Below are 17,204 nucleotides of genomic sequence, written 5' to 3'. Positions count from 1 at the left end.
GTCCATAATTTGCATGAGCATGTAGGATCTTCTACTAAAATAAGTACTGTAACTGGTTAGACCAGGAAGTTAAATTTAAGAAAAAGTTTGCTACCGTCGAACCTAACATAATGCTTGCCAAAATAAAGAAAAGCTGGGCTTGAAATACATGATTCTTTTTAATGAATTTGTCCACCATAAGAGCTTGTAAAGCATAAAACGAAATACCAATAAAAAAGATATTTGCAAGAATGGCAATTAATGCTTGCTCTGAATTTACAAGACCCATTATTTCCCCTCCACTTTAGCTAAGTCTTTCTTTTTTATACTTTTTAGAAGAACCTTCATCAAATTCTTCCATGTTTTTCATTTAATCAAAATGTAAATAATACATGTATAGTCTATAAAAAAGTATAAATAATCAAAAGACTAACTACCTGTTCATTCAATCGCCGAGAAGATCACAGTTCCAATTAGTTATTCAAAATTCTTACTGAAAATGAACTCCTGCCTTCTAAATAAACATTTCTTTTTATACCTTATTTTATGACGAATAATCTGTATTATCCACTTGAGTTCATAAATTATAGCTGATTTGCAAGAAAAAAAACGGACAGAAATAAATCTGCCCGTTTTATGTTTCGTCCAAATTAAATGTTACCCTCATAAACGTTGATACGATTCATCGCACGCTTCAAAGCAAGTTCAGCACGAACATAGTCTGTCGTGTCTTGTTTACTTTGAAGTAGTGATTCTGCACGTTTCATCGCTTCTTTTGCACGAGCTACATCAATTGTATCGGCAACCTCAGCAGATTGAGCTAAAATCGTTACCTTTTCAGGACGTACTTCAACAAATCCACCACTTACTGATACATATTGAGATTTACCATCTTTTTTCAATTTAACTGCACCAATACGAAGAGGTGCAACCATTGGAATATGGCCAGGTAAAATACCAATTTCACCCGATGCTGTATTAGCGATAATCATGTCTACTTCAGAATCGTATACCGGGCCGTCGGGAGTGACAATATTGACTATAAGTGTCTTCATATTTTTACCTCCTGGTCCGATTTATTATACTTCTACGCCCATGCTTTTCGCTTTTTCAACAACTTCTTCAATGCGTCCAACTAGACGGAATGCATCCTCTGGTAAATGGTCATATTTCCCTTCAAGAATCTGTTTGAATCCTGCAACAGTTTCTTTAACTGGAACGTAAGAACCTTTTTGACCTGTAAATTGTTCTGCAACATGGAAGTTTTGAGATAGGTAGAACTGAATACGACGAGCACGGTTAACTACAAGCTTGTCTTCGTCTCCTAATTCATCCATACCTAAGATTGCGATGATATCTTGAAGCTCTCTATAACGTTGTAACGTATATTGCACTTGACGTGCTACTTCGTAATGCTCTTGACCAACTACTTCTGGTGAAAGTGCACGTGAAGAAGAAGCTAAAGGATCAACCGCTGGGTAGATACCCATCTCAGATAATTTACGCTCTAAGTTTGTTGTCGCATCTAAGTGAGCGAAAGTTGTAGCTGGAGCTGGATCCGTATAGTCATCGGCTGGTACATAAATCGCTTGGATAGATGTTACAGAACCAGTGTTAGTTGACGTGATACGCTCTTGTAATTGACCCATTTCTGTAGCAAGTGTTGGTTGGTAACCAGCTGCTGATGGCATACGACCTAAAAGGGCTGATACCTCAGAACCTGCTTGTGTGAAACGGAAGATATTATCGATGAATAGAAGTACGTCTGCACCTTGCTCATCACGGAAATATTCAGCCATTGTTAAACCAGTCAAGGCAACACGCATACGTGCTCCAGGTGGCTCGTTCATTTGTCCGAATACCATTGCTGTTTTCTTGATAACGCCTGAATCGCTCATCTCATGGAATAAGTCATTTCCTTCACGCGTACGCTCTCCAACACCAGCGAATACCGAGATACCGCCATGCTCTTGAGCAATGTTATTGATAAGTTCTTGGATAAGAACTGTTTTCCCTACTCCGGCACCACCGAATAGACCGATTTTACCACCTTTGATATATGGAGCTAAAAGGTCTACTACTTTAATACCTGTTTCAAGAATTTCAACTTCTGTTGAAAGGTTTTCAAATGTTGGTGCTTGACGGTGAATTGGATCACGACGCTCTGTAGTAGGAATTTCTTCTCCTAAGTCAATAATATCACCAAGAACGTTGAATACACGTCCTAGAGTTACATTACCAACTGGAACAGAAATTGCTGCACCCGCATCTATTACCTCTGCACCACGTTTAAGTCCATCAGTAGATGACATCGCAATTGTGCGAACAGAATCATCACCTAAGTGTAAAGCTACTTCTAACGTTAACGTAGTAGGAGCTTCGTTTGGACGTTCAATAGCTACAGTTAATGCATTATAGATAGCTGGTAAGTGGCCGTTGTCAAACTTTACGTCAACAACTGGACCCATTACTTGTAGTACTTGTCCTTTGTTCACTACTGTTCCCTCCTGTCTTACTTTCTTCCTATTCTAGAGCCGATGCTCCGCCGACGATTTCCGTAATCTCTTGCGTAATCGCTGCTTGACGTGCTCGGTTGTATACTAATGTTAAGTTACTAATCAAATCAGATGCGTTATCTGTTGCAGATTTCATCGCAGACATACGCGAAGCATGTTCACTTGCTTTACCGTCGAGTAATGCACCGAAAATTAGGCTTTCTGCATATTGAGGAAGTAACACTTCAAGGATTGCTTCACTTGAAGGCTCGAACTCATATGAAGCAGTTGTAGCTGCGCCAGTTTCTTGTGCAATATCCGTAAGTGGCAGTACCTTTTTCTCTGTAACTTCACTAGAGATGGCACTGACAAAGTGGTTATAGTACATATAAAGTTCATCATATGTACCATCCGTGAACATACCAACAGCTTTGCGAGCAATTTCTTTAATATCAGAAAAAGCTGGTTGGTCAGGTAAACCGATAACTTCTCCGATTACATTAGAACCACGTTTTACGAAGAAGTCACGTCCCATACGACCAATTGCTAAAACAACATACTCATCCTTCGATGCATGACGACTAGCGATTGCATTTGCAACGGCACGTATAACGTTACTGTTGTATGCTCCTGCTAACCCACGATCAGAAGTGATTACAAGATATGCAGTCTTTTTTACAGGACGGTTTATTAACATTGGATGTCCACTGTCACTCGTACCTGAAGCAATTGCACCTACTACCTCTTGAATTTTACCCATGTAAGGAACATATGCTTTCGCATTTTCCTCCGCACGGTTCAACTTAGAAGCAGAAACCATTTGCATAGCTTTTGTGATTTGACTCGTTTTCTTAGTTGACGTAATTTTATTTTTAATGTCGCGTAAAGATGCCACTGGTATTTCACCACCTTATTGTTTTTTTCACTTAGACAAAGATATTATTCAGATTTAGCAAAAGTTTTTTTGAATGCAGAAATTGCATTGTTTAAATCCTCTTCTGAAGGAAGATCTTTTGTCGTGCGAATATGATCTAAAACGTTTGTGTGGTTTGTATCTAACCAGCTGCTAAGCTCTGCTTCGAAGCGAGAGATATCTTTAACTGGAACATCATCTAAATGACCGCGAGTAAGAGCGTATAAAATAATAACTTGTTTTTCTACTTTAATAGGAGAGTTCAAGTCTTGTTTTAGTACTTCTACTGTACGAACCCCACGATTAAGTTTCGCTTGTGTTGCAGCATCTAAATCTGATCCAAATTGAGAGAATGCTTCAAGCTCACGGTATGCAGCTAAGTCAAGACGAAGTGTACCCGCAACTTTTTTCATTGCTTTAATTTGAGCTGATCCACCAACACGGGATACTGATAAACCAGCGTTGATCGCTGGACGTACACCAGAGAAGAATAAATCAGATTGTAAGAAAATTTGACCATCCGTAATTGAGATTACGTTTGTTGGAATGTAAGCAGAGATATCCCCAGCTTGTGTTTCAACGAATGGTAATGCAGTGATTGAACCTGCACCTAATGTTTCGTTTAACTTCGCAGCACGCTCAAGTAGACGGCTGTGTAAGTAGAATACATCCCCTGGATATGCTTCACGACCTGGAGGACGTTTAAGAAGTAATGAAAGCTCACGGTATGCAGCAGCTTGTTTAGATAAATCATCATAAACGATTAATACGTGCTTACCATCGAACATAAATTCTTCTGCCATAGTTACACCAGCATAAGGAGCTAAGTATAATAATGGAGCTGGAGCAGATGCAGATGCAGTTACAACGATTGTGTAATCTAAAGCACCTTTTTTACGAAGTGTTTCTACTACGTTACGAACAGTCGATTCTTTTTGACCGATAGCAACATAGATACAAATCATATCTTGGTCTGCTTGGTTAAGGATTGTATCAATCGCAACAGATGTTTTACCTGTTTGGCGGTCACCGATGATTAACTCACGTTGACCACGTCCGATTGGTACAAGAGCGTCAATCGCTTTAATACCTGTTTGAAGTGGTTCATGTACAGATTTACGTGCCATAACCCCTTGTGCAGGACTTTCGATTGGACGTGATTTTGTTGTTGCAATAGGGCCTTGTCCGTCAAGTGGTTGACCAAGTGGATTTACTACACGGCCAATCAATTCTTTACCAACAGGAACTTCCATAATACGGCCTGTACGACGTACTTCATCGCCTTCTTTGATGTCTGTGTATGGCCCAAGGATAACGATACCAACGTTATTCGCTTCCAAGTTTTGTGCCATACCTAATACACCAGTCGAGAATTCTAAAAGCTCTCCAGCCATGACGTTGTCGAGGCCATGAGCACGCGCGATACCGTCACCAATTGTAATAACCGTACCAACGTCGCTAACTTTCATCTCAGATTCATAATTCTCAATCTGCTGTTTAATCAAGACACTGATTTCTTCAGCTTTGATGCTCATGTATGTCACCTCTCATAATTCATAATATTAACCGATCAAGTTACGTTTTAAGCGATCTAATTTTGTACTTAGAGTGCTGTCGTAAATGCGGTTTCCGATTTGAACGCGGATACCACCAATAATAGATGGATCAACGATGTTTTGAATACGTAATGATTGTTTACCTACGTTTTTAGCAAATACAGAAGAAACGTTTGCACGTTCTACCTCTGTTAGCTCACGAGTTGTATAAACCTTTGCATCAGCAACACCTTGTGCTTCATTAGAAAGGGTCATAAACTCTTCAATAATGTTTGTAACTTCGCTTAATCTTTTCTTGTCAATAAGCACTAGAAGTGTATTGATGACGATTGGATTAGCATTTGAGAAAATTTGACGTACTAGCTCTTTTTTCTTATCTATAGAAAGCTTAGGAGATGTAAACAATGTTTTCAAATCTTTATTGCCTTTCCAGACTACATTAAGCTCACGTAGATCATTTTCTACTGCTTGAATTTCGTTTTTTTGTTGTGCTAGTGCGAACAATGCGATGGCATAGCGTTTTGCTGCAGTTGAATTACTCAATTAACTTCGCCTGCCTTCGCAATCGTTGCCTCGATTAGCGCACGGTTATCTTCTTCCGAAACTTCTTTTTCAAGAACTTTAGCTGCTGCAAGTACAGATAGTGAAACGACTTCTTGTCGTACCGCTGCAATCGCTCTTTCTTTTTCTGTATCGATTTCACGGATAGCAGATTCTTTCAAACGCGCAGCTTCAGAGCGAGCAGTAGTGATAATTTCTTCACGTGATGCTTCCCCTTGCTTCTTCGCATTTTCTACAATCGCTAACGCTTCTGTGCGTGCTTCTTTTAGTAAGTCACGTTGTTCTTCAAGTAGACGCTGAGATTCTTGACGGCTAGTTTCAGCTGCTTCGATTTCGCTCGCGATCAACTCTTCACGCTGTGTCATGATTCCCATTAAAGGACCCCAAGCCACTTTCTTCAATAGGATCATCAATAAGATGAAGAAGAATAATGTAGCTGCGATATCCCAAACATTTAACCCATTATGAGTATCACCAGCACCAAGTACTAGGTATTCAAAAGACACGATTGTTTCACTCCTTTCAAACGCTATTAAGAGATCTTGCTTCTATAATGTTTAAACTTGTGTTTATTATTTTCTAATTCATGTTTTTTCATAAAGAGAATGGCGGAGTTAGTTTCCGCCATTATAGACTTAAATATAAATACTATTGGTTTAATACGATAAACGCGATAACTACTGCGATAATCGGCACGGCTTCAACTAACGCTACCCCGATGAACATAACTGTTTGTAAAGCTCCACGTGCTTCTGGTTGACGAGCGATACCTTCTACTGTTTTTGAAACGATTAGACCATTACCAATACCTGCACCAAGTGCACCTAAACCAACTGCTATAGCTGCTGCTAAAAGACCAACTGAACCTACCATTGTTTAATTTCCTCCTTGGAATGTTGTTTTTTTTTATTTTCTGCCTAGTTACCTAAACAGTTATATTAATGGTCTGCTGACACTTTATGTGACATATAAACCATTGTTAACATAACGAAAATGAATGCTTGGATTCCACCGATAAAGATAGAGAACCCTTGCCAAGCCATTGCCGGAACGATTGCTCCGAAAAAGCCAAAAATACTAGATGTTGCTAAACCTGCGATTAAGCCTAATAATACTTCCCCCGCATAGATATTACCGTAAAGACGTAGACCGAGTGTCAACGTATTTGCGAATTCTTCTATAACTTTCAATGGGAATAATAGTGGCATTGGCTTCAAGTAAGTATCAATATTGTACTGTTTGAAACCTTTCATCTTAATACCGTAATAGTGAGTTAAAACAATAATCATCACTGATAGTGTCATAGCAACTGTTGGATCTGCTGTCGGTGATTTCCACCAAAGCACTCCGTCATACGTAATTGAAAACGGTAAACCTAATAAGTTGGCTATTGCGATAAACATGATTAATGTAATTCCAAGAATATGGAATCTTCCGCCTGTTTTCCAGTCGAAATTACTTTTAATAATTCCTTTCACGAAGTCCATAATCCACTCCATGAAATTTTGCATCCCAGTTGGTTTAAGCTTTAAGCTTCTCGTTGCAAAAAATGCAATTAAGAAAACGATCAGAGAAGTTACAAACAACATAAGGATGTTTGACCAGTTCCCCGTCATACCCCAAAGCACAAATTCTGGATTTGAGTGTCCCACGATTCTTTCACCTCTCTTTCACATACTCATGGCTGATTTCTAACTAACAAAATTCGTTCTACTATAAGTAGAACATAGGGAATCATTAATCCGATAACCGTACTAATTAGATGAATATCATCTGGGAAAATAAGTGCAATTGCAACTGCAGCAATACCTGAGGCAAACCGAAAGCTTGTCCCTAATCCTGCTCGTCCCTTTTCACCTAACATCACACGATCAAATTTTTCCATTCTACGTACTAGTATCCAGAAATTGTACAGACCGAATAAGGAACCTACTGCTAAGCCCGCAAAAATAGCAGAATACGGCGTAAATGCCCATCCAAGAACACAGATCGCAAGCAAAAAAATTATGTACTTCTTTTGCCTCGTAAAAATACGTTGCATTTCTAGCATTGGTCTAATCTCCTGAATCATATTTTCGAATGGTAGTGATTCTCGCCAAAACACTTGGCATAGATAAATCACTAAAAAGATTGGAGTGGTTCCAAAAGTATGTTCAATTCACTAGTCGTGAACGTATACAACATAGAACCTACAAGCTGTGAGAGAATCGCTTAGAGCTATCCCTTGTAACGGACGTCAAATTGACGCATAAAAGTGTACTCACGTTTCCCCTAATATAAGTAAAAACTGTGAATCTAGTAGAAAGTTGATACATCAAGTGTTTCACGCATGAAACCCCTATCATGATTTATCCTTTGTAAGCATACAATAGGGGCAATTTGATGTCAATTGCTATCAGTGAAAAACTTCACGTAGATGACTAGATTGACAATTTATCGACAAATTTAAAAGAAAATTTCGCAACTTTTATAATAGGGGCATTCCTCTATTAAATACTTAATCCGCTTAGTCACACCTTTACAATCTTACCATACATTTATGCAGTACGTTGACCTTACGTAGAAAGAAGGCCAACTTACTGCAAGCATTACCTAAATAAGCTTATTTTACTCTCAATAGAGAAAATGCTGTATTTTACTTTGTTCCGAACAAACGGTCTCCTGCGTCTCCAAGACCAGGAACTATATAACCGTGGTCGTTTAGCTTTTCATCTAATGCAGCAATATAAATATCAACATCTGGGTGAGCATCTTGAAGTGCTTTTACACCTTCAGGAGCTGCGATTAGACACATAAACTTGATGCTCATTGCTCCACGCTTTTTAAGAGAGTTAACTGCTTCTATGGCAGAACCGCCAGTTGCAAGCATTGGATCTACTAGGATAAAGTCGCGATCCGCCACATCTGCAGGAAGCTTAACGTAATATTCAACTGGTTTTAGCGTTTCTGGATCACGATAAAGCCCGATATGTCCCACTTTTGCAGCTGGAATAAGATTTAACATACCATCGATCATACCAATACCCGCACGAAGAATTGGAACTAGTCCTAATTTCTTTCCTGCAATTACTTTCGATTTTGTAACCTGAACAGGAGTTTCTACTTCCACCTCTTCTAAAGGTAAATCACGTGTAATTTCAAAGGCCATTAATGTCGCTACCTCATCTACTAATTCACGGAATTCTTTCGTACCAGTTTTCACATCACGGATATATGTAAGTTTATGTTGAATCAGTGGATGATCAAATACGTATACTTTTGCCATATTACATCTCTCCTCTTGTTTTTTTTCATCTTTGCCATTATAACAAAAACGGTAGTAATCATACTAGTAATCACAAGGACTTAATATTGCGTCTATTTCATTAAATCGAGCATTGTCTGTTCACGAACATTAAAGTCGATTTAAACAAATCAATTGGTTTGCGGACAAGAAATGCCTATATTAATCAACCCAAAAGTTAGATCACTTCATAAACTTAGTTTCAGTTTTTTGGATTGCCGCCCAACCTTCCATCGTATTATCCCCGATAGAGCGCTCCTTTAGTCTAGGGAGCAAACTTGATATTTGAATACTTACTTCCTGTCCATAGTTAAGGGAGGCTTATGACACAGTCATAGGCCTCCCACACAACAGTTAATTATATAGAGGGAATTGATCAGTTAGAGCTTGCACTCTTTCTTTCGCTTCAGCAATTACTGTAGCATCCTCATGATTCTTTAATAGCTTAGCAATAATAGAAGCAATTTCTTTCATTTCTTCTTCTTTGAAGCCACGTGAAGTTACCGCTGGTGTTCCTACACGAACTCCTGAAGTAATGAATGGGCTAGAAGTATCGAAAGGAATTGTATTTTTGTTAGCAGTAATTCCTACTTCATCTAGTACATGCTCTGCTACTTTACCAGTTAAGCCTAGTGCAGAAACATCTAATAGCATAACGTGGTTATCCGTACCACCAGAAACAATACGAACTCCTTCTGCTGTTAAGCTATCAGCTAGTACCTTAGCATTTGCAACTACTTGCTGTTGATATTCTTTAAACTCAGGTTGAAGGGCTTCACCGAAAGCAACCGCTTTTGCAGCAATTACATGCATTAATGGACCGCCTTGAATACCTGGGAAAATAGTTTTATCAATTTTCTTAGCGAATTCCTCAGTAGTTAAGATCAATCCACCACGTGGTCCACGTAACGTTTTGTGCGTTGTAGAAGTCACAAAATGAGCGTGTGGTACTGGGTTTGGATGAAGACCTGCAGCTACTAAACCTGCTATATGAGCCATATCTACGAATAAGTATGCTCCAATTTCATCAGCAATTTCACGGAATTTAGCGAAGTCAATTGTACGTGAATATGCACTTGCACCAGCAACAATCATTTTAGGCTTGTTTTCTAGAGCGATAGAGCGAATTTCCTCGTAATCTATCATTTCTGTTTCTTTGTTTACACCATACTCAATGAAATTATATTGAATTCCACTAAAGTTTACAGGAGAACCATGCGTTAAATGCCCGCCATGTGATAAGTTCATCCCTAAAATAGTGTCACCAGGCTGTAAAGCTGTCATATAAACGGCCATATTAGCCTGAGAACCAGAATGTGGTTGCACATTTGCATGCTCTGCTCCAAAAATTTCTTTTAAGCGATCGCGAGCAATATTCTCTACTACGTCTACATGCTCACAGCCACCGTAATAGCGTTTGCCAGGATAGCCCTCTGCATATTTATTTGTCAGAACAGAACCCTGTGCTTCCATTACAGCTTCTGATACAAAATTTTCTGATGCAATAAGTTCGATGTTTGATTGTTGACGTTTTTTCTCTGATAACATTGCCTCAAATACTGCTGGATCTTGTGATTGAATCTTTTTCACTTCTAGTTCCTCCTCTAAATTCATCCGTAAAATGCTCGTACCCCGCCAATAAGTTTTGGTCGAGTATTAGCGATCGTTATAATAGCTTCCCCAACCATTTTGGTGGATACACGTATCGGCACAGCAACTGGTTGCAGCTGCATGCCAATCATTGTTTGACCAATATCAAGTCCTGCTTTAGCCTGCACATGCTCAACCACTACAGGCTCCTGGAATTGGGTATATGCGTAGGCAGACATAGAGCCTCCTGCACGAACAACTGGAATAACTGAAACCTCCGGCAGTCTATATAGCTGCTGTGTGGCTCTTTCCATCGTTAATGCACGATTGATATGTTCACAGCCTTGAAAAGCCAGAAGTAATTTATTGCGCTCGGCAAATGCTCGAATCGGTTCAAATAAAACCTCTGCTACCTCTAACCCACCGGCAGTTCCTATCTTTTTCCCGATTACTTCAGAGGTAGAGCATCCTACAACGAACAAATCATTTTCATGAAAAGTTATTTGCTGCTCCACTTCCAGGAGAAGCTGTTCCATTTGCTGTTGCCACAAATTTTTTGCTTCCATCTGAAATCCCTCTATTCAAAGTTATTTTTCTAAAGCTGAAATTTTTTCAATACGGCGTTCGTGACGACCACCTTCAAATTCTTGAGCTAACCAAGTTGCCACGATTTCTCGTGCAAGGCCTGGACCAATTACTCGCTCTCCCATTGCAAGAACGTTTGAGTCATTATGACAACGTGTTGCTTTAGCAGAAAAAACATCATGCACTAAAGCACAACGAATTCCTTTAATCTTGTTAGCAGCGATGGACATTCCAATACCCGTCCCACAAATTAAAATTCCACGATCATACTCTCCACTTGCTACACCTTCTGTTACCGGTGCGGCATAGTCAGGGTAATCGACAGAATCATTTGTCTGTGGACCGAAGTCCTTATAGGAAAGTCCGAGTTCTTCAAGCTGTTGAATAATTTCTTTACGAAGGTTATTGCCTCCGTGATCAGAAGAAATTGCAATTTTCATCTTGTTCCCTCTTTTCTGTTTAGTACTCAAATTCATCATACCATCTTTTTGAGCAAAAAAATACAACTCAAGTCTTTTGAGCTGTATCAGTTTTTGACATATTCATTTTATAACATTATCGGGCAGTACGGTCAAACTGAGAGATCACCTGGAACAAATCTTCGGACTGACGTTTCAAGTCTTCTGTTAAAATATCAACTTGTTCAATAGAGCGAGCTTGTTCATCCGTAGCACTTCTTACTTCCTCTGCTCCTGCTGAAGTTTCCTCTGCAATCGCTGCCACATCCTGAGATTGTCGAGCGGTGCTTTCTATATTAGAAAGCTGTTTTTCTACAAGAGAAGAAATCTCTACTACTGATTCAGCCATTTCATGAACTTTTGTCGACATACCTTCTACTGCTGCATTCGTTTCAGATACACGTTTGGCTTCCCCAACTGCAAAGCTTACCTGGTTCGTCATCTGTTGAACTACTGTTTGAACATCACTTTGTATCGCTAGAATAAGAGTCGAAATACCTTGTACTGCCTTCGCACTTTCATCTGCAAGTTTACGTACTTCCTCTGCTACTACTGCGAAACCTTTACCATGCTCTCCTGCACGTGCAGCTTCTATAGAAGCATTCAGTGCCAGCAGATTAGTTTGTGCTGCTATGTCTCCAACTAACTGAATAATACTTTCAACCTTGCTGGCATTCTCTTCTAACTGATGAACATTCCCTAAAGCAGATTCACTGCCAGAGGCAATTTTTTGTATACCACTCACTAAAGATTGTATGACCTTAGTAGTTTCTGATAGCTCGGCAATCATTTCTTTTGACTGTGCAGAAGATTTTTCAGCACGCTTATTTACCTCTGAAGCAAGTACTCTAACATCCTCCACTGACTCAGCTGTTTCTTGCACAGCCATAGCGGATTGCTCTGCTCCTTCGGAAATCTGAGCTATAGTAGAGGCGATTGCCTCTGCCTGATCAGATGCAACAGAAGCTTCTTCTGCAAGCTTTTGTACACTGTTGTTTGTTTTATCAAAGTTTTCTTCTATTCCTTGGACCATTTCACGAAGATTTTCTAACATCGTTTGGAAGGCAATAGCTACGGATTGAATCTCATCTTTAGAGTTTGGAACTTCTACATCCACGCCAATTTTACCTTCTGAAGCAAGTGTTGCAACCTTCTCCAAGTTAAACAGAGGCTTGATGATTAATCCACTGAAAAAGTAAGCAAGAAGGCCTGACCAGAATATACCTAAAGCATATGTAAGAATTTCAAATGGAAGGGCTCCTATATTTATATCCATCGTCTGTAAATAAGGTTGTACATAATTGATAAACAATGCACTTGTTGAATACGTAATTAATGCAAGAACCGTTACAAAAAGCACTATCTTCTTTTGAAATCCAAAGGCGTGCTTCTTTCTTTTCTCTTTCATCCCTTTTCCCCCTGTAGTCTCTTCACTAATCCCTCTGTTAGTTCACTAAGCTCTTCATAAGTCCGTTCATATATACCTAAGTTTCCTCCAAAAGGATCCATTACATCCTGTATATCGTCCGGAGTTGCGAATTCTTTATACATATAAATCTTAGAAATTGCTTCGGGAAAAGCAAAAATCAGAGCTTGTTTATGGGCAGCAGTCATCGTTAAAATTAAATCTGCCCACTCAACTATAGACGGCTGTAGGGAGGAGGATTTATGGGTAAAAGGAATGTTGTTGTCCATTAGAACTTTTTGACTATTTAGAGACATTTTTTCTCCATCCATTGCATAAATACCTGCTGACTTCACATTTACATTATCTAACTTCTTTGCTTTTAAAATTGCCTCTGCCATCGGACTTCTACAAGTATTTCCTGTACAGACAAATAAAATATTCATACTAGATCATTCCTTTATGTTAGTGTGTATAGGCTGTTTATTTTGTTATATATTTTGAAGAGTAAGCAAACCCATGACCAATAAAACTCCACCAGCAAGCTTCATAATCATACCTCTGTTCATAACAGTGTTTTTATATATAATTTTCTGTGCAACAATTACTCCAACAAAAGCGAAGATGCCTGCACTTAGAATAAAAATGAACTTTTCTACTTGGAGCATACCAAAGGAAATACTTACGGAGAAGGTATCTAGACTCGCTACTATAGCCAAGATATACGGTGGCATCATCGGTATTTCTTTTGGAGATTTTGATAATACCATTTGAAGACCTACCAAGGTTAGCAGAACTCCTGATAAATAAGGGCTTGCCTGCTGTAAATAGGTTTGTACCAAAACACCTGCATAATAACCTATTAAGGGGAAGAGCATATGTAAGGATGCAACCCAAGCAGCTAGAGTCAAAACCTGTTTTCTATATGATACAAGAGAAAATAAGATAAGTACATCTACCGACATTAAGAATCCTGCTAATATTTCTGTCCACAAAAAAATCTCTCCCGTCTATTTGCATAATTAAATGTATGCAAATGGACCGGAGAGAATACAAAATATAGACAACCTTTTTTAACTTGTTTTACTTTTCGAAAAGCTTTGTTAAAGTTATTGGTTGACTCTGACTAACAATTCTTTTTTATAGTGACTGTAAACATTAAAAAAGGAACATTCAAATGGCTATTAAATAGATTATGAAATTGGGGTTGGCGACAGTTTTTCAGCTTTGTTTATGCGAGTATATTTATTAGCGCTTTATCGACGCTAAAGTTGTTCCCATTTATTGATTGGAGCTCCAGACGGCGACTCCAACGGGATGAGTGAGACAGATAAGACCTCACAACCACGCGCGAAAGCGATGGGTGATGGCTTATCGCTCACCCCGTGGAAAGCGTCCGCTGGGGCGGAAATCAATTCTACTCTCTTGAAGATTTCTTTGCATTATAATTCAACTCTACCCTTTAACAACGTTTTTCGAAAAACCATTTACCATCTGCTGCTTTTTCTAAACGATTCATAATTGCTGCTCCAACGCCATCCTTTTGGAAGACAGGGGCAAGCACGATATCTGCATCTGTATCGTCGCAGCTTCTAAGTGCCTCATATAACAAATGAGCAGCTTCTTTTACTTGTTCATTGTTACCAAGTGAAAAATAATAGTTCGCATCTACTACTTTCAATTGATCCGTTGCAATGAGGGCAACTTTTTTATCTTCCTTATGTATACTAGCGATAGCTTCTTGTATCGAGTGTACTGACGCCTCTATCAAATAGACAGGTGCATTTGGGGCATAGTGAGCATATTTCATACCAGGTGCTCTTGGAGCTTCTGATTTATCTACAAGCTTTGTTTCATTGATTTGGCCAATAACTTGTTCAAGCATTTCCTTTGTTACTCCACCTGGTCGTAGAATAGTTGGAATCTCGCTAGTACAGTCAAGCACCGTCGATTCAAGCCCCATCCCAGTTGCTCCGCCATCAATTATAGCAGGGATTCTACCATTTAAATCCTTGTGTACGTGTCTTGCTTTAGTTGGGCTAGGTTTTCCACTTCGGTTTGCGCTCGGAGCAGCAACCGGAAGTTTTAGTTCACGTAAAAGTTTTAAAGCTACAGGATGATTAGGCATTCTTACCCCAACTGTATCCAAGCCTGCGCTAACATTGGAAGCCAAAACACTTTCCTTCAGCGGAAGTATTAACGTTAATGGTCCTGGCCAAAATACATCCATACATAGCTGAGCCTTTTCAGGGATGTGAGAGATAAACTCGCTAATTTCATCCTTAGATCCAATATGCACAATAAGAGGATTATCCTGAGGTCTGCCTTTTGCTTCAAAAATTTTCGCTACCGCTTTTTCATTCGTTGCGATGGCTCCTAAGCCGTAAACAGTTTCCGTTGGGAAAGCTACCACTTCACCCGAATGTAATAAATGGACGGCCTCTGTATAACTTATTTCTTCTGTGGATAAGTTACCCACAGATAAAATTTTTGTATTCATACGTAACTTCTCCTTTTTTAGAACCTTATCCACAAAATGTTAATAACTTTCAGACAATTGTGGAAAACTATGTGGAAAATTTCTTTTTTAACCATTCCCAAACAAAGAATTTAGGCTTTTCTTCTTTTACTTCTTCTTTATAGCATGCTTTAGGAAATAAACCACACCACCAATTATCTCCTCTTCCACTACCGATAGAAACTACAATCGCCTCCACCTGTGTCTGAGCTGCAATACCACTTTCCCATTCCTTTGGCGGAAAGATCGTTTGCCCTTGTGTGATTGTCATCTTCTCCTGCAAGCTACTTGATAGACTCACCACTGTTTTCTCTAGTTCTTTTATTGTAGCGTCTGGGTCCTTTTCGTAGTTGACTAGGATTGGCGCTATTTTTTCCTGTACTTCCATTTTCACCTGCTGATCATAAGCGGTGTTGCTGTTAGCAACTAATCGAAAGCGCATCGCCTCCGTTTGTTCCGCATTATGAATGAAAACAAATAAAATCGTTTGAATAACCAATAGCATCCATACAAAGAGAATAACTGCATCTATTTTTTGTCCTACCTTACCTGCTCTTTTTATCTCGTAATCTGGTAACATGTAACATTCCTCCCTTAGGAACATTGTTACCAATAGATTCATATCTTATTCAGCATTTGTACAAAAAACAAAACGATTTTTTCCATTAATATCTTGAATGACCTCTACATTCCCTTTAGGAAAGGCTTTTTGAAGCATCCCAGCAACAGCTGGCCCCTGCTCATAGCCAATCTCAAAACCTATTAAACTAGTTGAATTCATCATGGAAGGAAGCTGCTCTGCTAATTTACGATAAAGTATAAGACCATCCTCATCTGCAAATAAAGCCAAATGCGGTTCATAATCTATCACTGTATCTGATAAGCTTGGCGCCTCAGAATGTGCAATATAAGGTGGATTCGATAAAACAATATCCCATTTTTCATGTGATATAGGCTCCGCCAAATCTCCTTGTTTAAAGTCGATAGTTGCTGACAGTCTTTCTGCATTCCCGCCAGCTACCTGTAACGCATTCTCAGATATATCTGTAGCAGTCACTTTTGCGTTTGGAAGTTCCTTTTGAATAGTAATCGCAATGGCTCCACTTCCTGTACCGATATCTGCAATATTTAACGGGTTTTTACCCTTAAATAGATGTGGTGCACGCTTTCTTACCTCTTCTATTAATTCCTCGGTTTCAGGTCGGGGAATTAAAACAGACTCGTTCACTAAAAATTCTCGATCATAAAAGGTTTCCTGACCAATAATATATTGATACGGTCTACCGGTTGCATGCTCCTCCACATAGCTCCAGAAGGTATTAAAAGAATCTGTTGATATCTCTTCATACATAGCCATCATAAGCTCAGAGTAATTTTTCCCTAGGACAAATTGTAAAATATAACGAGCTACTTCTTTTTCACGGTTATTTTCCTCTAAAAAAGAAGAAGCCCGGTTCAGGGCCTCATAAATGGTCTTAGACATTTGTATCATTCATTCTTTCTAATTTTTCAGCTTGATCCTCTAATATCAGTGCATCCACCACTTCATTTAGCTTACCTTCTAAAATTTGGTCTAGCTTTTGAATAGTTAAACCAATACGATGGTCAGTCACGCGATTTTGTGGATAATTGTATGTGCGAATTCGTTCCGAACGGTCACCAGTCCCTACCGCTGATTTACGAACAGCATCATACTCTGCTTGTGCTTCTTGGCGGAACTTATCCGCTACACGTGCACGAAGAATTTTCATCGCTTTTTCTCTGTTTTTAATCTGAGATTTTTCATCCTGCATTGAAACAGTGATCCCTGTAGGTAAATGGGTCATACGAACAGCTGACATAGTCGTGTTAACCGATTGAC

At 39.1% G+C, this 17,204-nt stretch carries 21 protein-coding genes; all 21 read right to left on the bottom strand.

All coding sequences use genetic code 11. From position 1 onward, the window contains the following. Nucleotides 1-34 precede the first annotated feature (34 nt). On the bottom strand, nucleotides 35-268 hold the full coding sequence (locus AC06OU_RS10295; RefSeq protein WP_475855579.1) for a DUF1146 family protein: 234 nt from the start codon (nucleotides 266-268) through the stop codon (nucleotides 35-37). 361 nt (nucleotides 269-629) lie between these two features. Continuing rightward, nucleotides 630-1,034, bottom strand: a complete 405-nt coding sequence (locus AC06OU_RS10290; protein WP_169359476.1) for a F0F1 ATP synthase subunit epsilon — start codon at nucleotides 1,032-1,034, stop codon at nucleotides 630-632. A 24-nt stretch (nucleotides 1,035-1,058) separates the two neighbouring features. Then, nucleotides 1,059-2,474, bottom strand: a complete 1,416-nt coding sequence (atpD, locus tag AC06OU_RS10285; RefSeq protein WP_169359475.1) for a F0F1 ATP synthase subunit beta — start codon at nucleotides 2,472-2,474, stop codon at nucleotides 1,059-1,061. 28 nt (nucleotides 2,475-2,502) lie between these two features. After that, entirely contained in the window at nucleotides 2,503-3,369 is an 867-nt protein-coding gene (locus AC06OU_RS10280; protein WP_169359474.1) for a F0F1 ATP synthase subunit gamma, read from the bottom strand. A gap of 44 nt (nucleotides 3,370-3,413) precedes the next feature. Continuing rightward, the gene (gene atpA / locus AC06OU_RS10275; RefSeq protein WP_169359473.1) at nucleotides 3,414-4,922 is read right to left on the bottom strand and encodes a F0F1 ATP synthase subunit alpha; all 1,509 of its coding nucleotides are present in this window, start codon (nucleotides 4,920-4,922) and stop codon (nucleotides 3,414-3,416) included. A 27-nt stretch (nucleotides 4,923-4,949) separates the two neighbouring features. Further along, nucleotides 4,950-5,486: a F0F1 ATP synthase subunit delta gene (locus AC06OU_RS10270; protein ID WP_475855577.1), complete on the bottom strand. Its 537-nt coding sequence runs from the start codon at nucleotides 5,484-5,486 to the stop codon at nucleotides 4,950-4,952. After that, the gene (gene atpF / locus AC06OU_RS10265; RefSeq protein WP_169359471.1) at nucleotides 5,483-6,010 is read right to left on the bottom strand and encodes a F0F1 ATP synthase subunit B; all 528 of its coding nucleotides are present in this window, start codon (nucleotides 6,008-6,010) and stop codon (nucleotides 5,483-5,485) included. Before atpF ends, AC06OU_RS10270 begins: the two co-directional genes overlap by 4 nt. 142 nt (nucleotides 6,011-6,152) lie before the next feature. Then, nucleotides 6,153-6,377 (bottom strand): F0F1 ATP synthase subunit C, encoded by a 225-nt coding sequence (atpE, locus tag AC06OU_RS10260; RefSeq protein ID WP_144540512.1) that lies wholly within the window; start codon nucleotides 6,375-6,377, stop codon nucleotides 6,153-6,155. 65 nt (nucleotides 6,378-6,442) lie between these two features. Continuing rightward, nucleotides 6,443-7,156: a F0F1 ATP synthase subunit A gene (gene atpB, locus AC06OU_RS10255; RefSeq protein ID WP_475855575.1), complete on the bottom strand. Its 714-nt coding sequence runs from the start codon at nucleotides 7,154-7,156 to the stop codon at nucleotides 6,443-6,445. A gap of 26 nt (nucleotides 7,157-7,182) precedes the next feature. Further along, a complete protein-coding gene (locus AC06OU_RS10250; protein WP_340885372.1) occupies nucleotides 7,183-7,554 on the bottom strand; it encodes an ATP synthase subunit I in 372 nt (123 codons plus the stop codon). A gap of 585 nt (nucleotides 7,555-8,139) precedes the next feature. Further along, nucleotides 8,140-8,769 (bottom strand): uracil phosphoribosyltransferase, encoded by a 630-nt coding sequence (gene upp / locus AC06OU_RS10245; RefSeq protein ID WP_169359468.1) that lies wholly within the window; start codon nucleotides 8,767-8,769, stop codon nucleotides 8,140-8,142. A gap of 372 nt (nucleotides 8,770-9,141) precedes the next feature. Continuing rightward, complete coding sequence (glyA, locus tag AC06OU_RS10240) at nucleotides 9,142-10,401, bottom strand: serine hydroxymethyltransferase (protein ID WP_475855573.1); 1,260 nt, start codon at nucleotides 10,399-10,401, stop codon at nucleotides 9,142-9,144. Then, the gene (locus AC06OU_RS10235) at nucleotides 10,398-10,943 is read right to left on the bottom strand and encodes a TIGR01440 family protein (RefSeq protein WP_475855571.1); all 546 of its coding nucleotides are present in this window, start codon (nucleotides 10,941-10,943) and stop codon (nucleotides 10,398-10,400) included. Before AC06OU_RS10235 ends, glyA begins: the two co-directional genes overlap by 4 nt. Before the next feature lie 21 nt (nucleotides 10,944-10,964). Then, nucleotides 10,965-11,402: a ribose 5-phosphate isomerase B gene (gene rpiB / locus AC06OU_RS10230; RefSeq protein ID WP_298471536.1), complete on the bottom strand. Its 438-nt coding sequence runs from the start codon at nucleotides 11,400-11,402 to the stop codon at nucleotides 10,965-10,967. 115 nt (nucleotides 11,403-11,517) lie between these two features. Beyond that, nucleotides 11,518-12,828, bottom strand: coding sequence for a methyl-accepting chemotaxis protein (locus tag AC06OU_RS10225; protein WP_475855569.1), 1,311 nt, complete (start codon nucleotides 12,826-12,828; stop codon nucleotides 11,518-11,520). After that, on the bottom strand, nucleotides 12,825-13,271 hold the full coding sequence (locus AC06OU_RS10220) for a low molecular weight protein arginine phosphatase (RefSeq protein WP_475855568.1): 447 nt from the start codon (nucleotides 13,269-13,271) through the stop codon (nucleotides 12,825-12,827). Before AC06OU_RS10220 ends, AC06OU_RS10225 begins: the two co-directional genes overlap by 4 nt. Nucleotides 13,272-13,316: 45 nt before the next feature. After that, nucleotides 13,317-13,820, bottom strand: coding sequence for a manganese efflux pump (locus tag AC06OU_RS10215; protein WP_169359462.1), 504 nt, complete (start codon nucleotides 13,818-13,820; stop codon nucleotides 13,317-13,319). Between the two features lie 467 nt (nucleotides 13,821-14,287). Continuing rightward, nucleotides 14,288-15,325, bottom strand: a complete 1,038-nt coding sequence (locus AC06OU_RS10210; RefSeq protein WP_475855567.1) for an L-threonylcarbamoyladenylate synthase — start codon at nucleotides 15,323-15,325, stop codon at nucleotides 14,288-14,290. 67 nt (nucleotides 15,326-15,392) lie between these two features. Further along, a complete protein-coding gene (locus AC06OU_RS10205; RefSeq protein WP_298471549.1) occupies nucleotides 15,393-15,923 on the bottom strand; it encodes a stage II sporulation protein R in 531 nt (176 codons plus the stop codon). 45 nt (nucleotides 15,924-15,968) lie between these two features. Further along, entirely contained in the window at nucleotides 15,969-16,826 is an 858-nt protein-coding gene (gene prmC, locus AC06OU_RS10200) for a peptide chain release factor N(5)-glutamine methyltransferase (RefSeq protein ID WP_475855565.1), read from the bottom strand. After that, nucleotides 16,819-17,204, bottom strand: a 386-nt coding sequence (locus AC06OU_RS10195; protein ID WP_475855563.1) for a peptide chain release factor-like protein, incomplete at its 5' end; no start/stop codon positions are given. The genes AC06OU_RS10195 and prmC, both read right to left, overlap by 8 nt.

Source organism: Psychrobacillus sp. (assembly GCF_056205495.1).
This window is presented reverse-complemented; position numbering and strand designations above follow the sequence as displayed.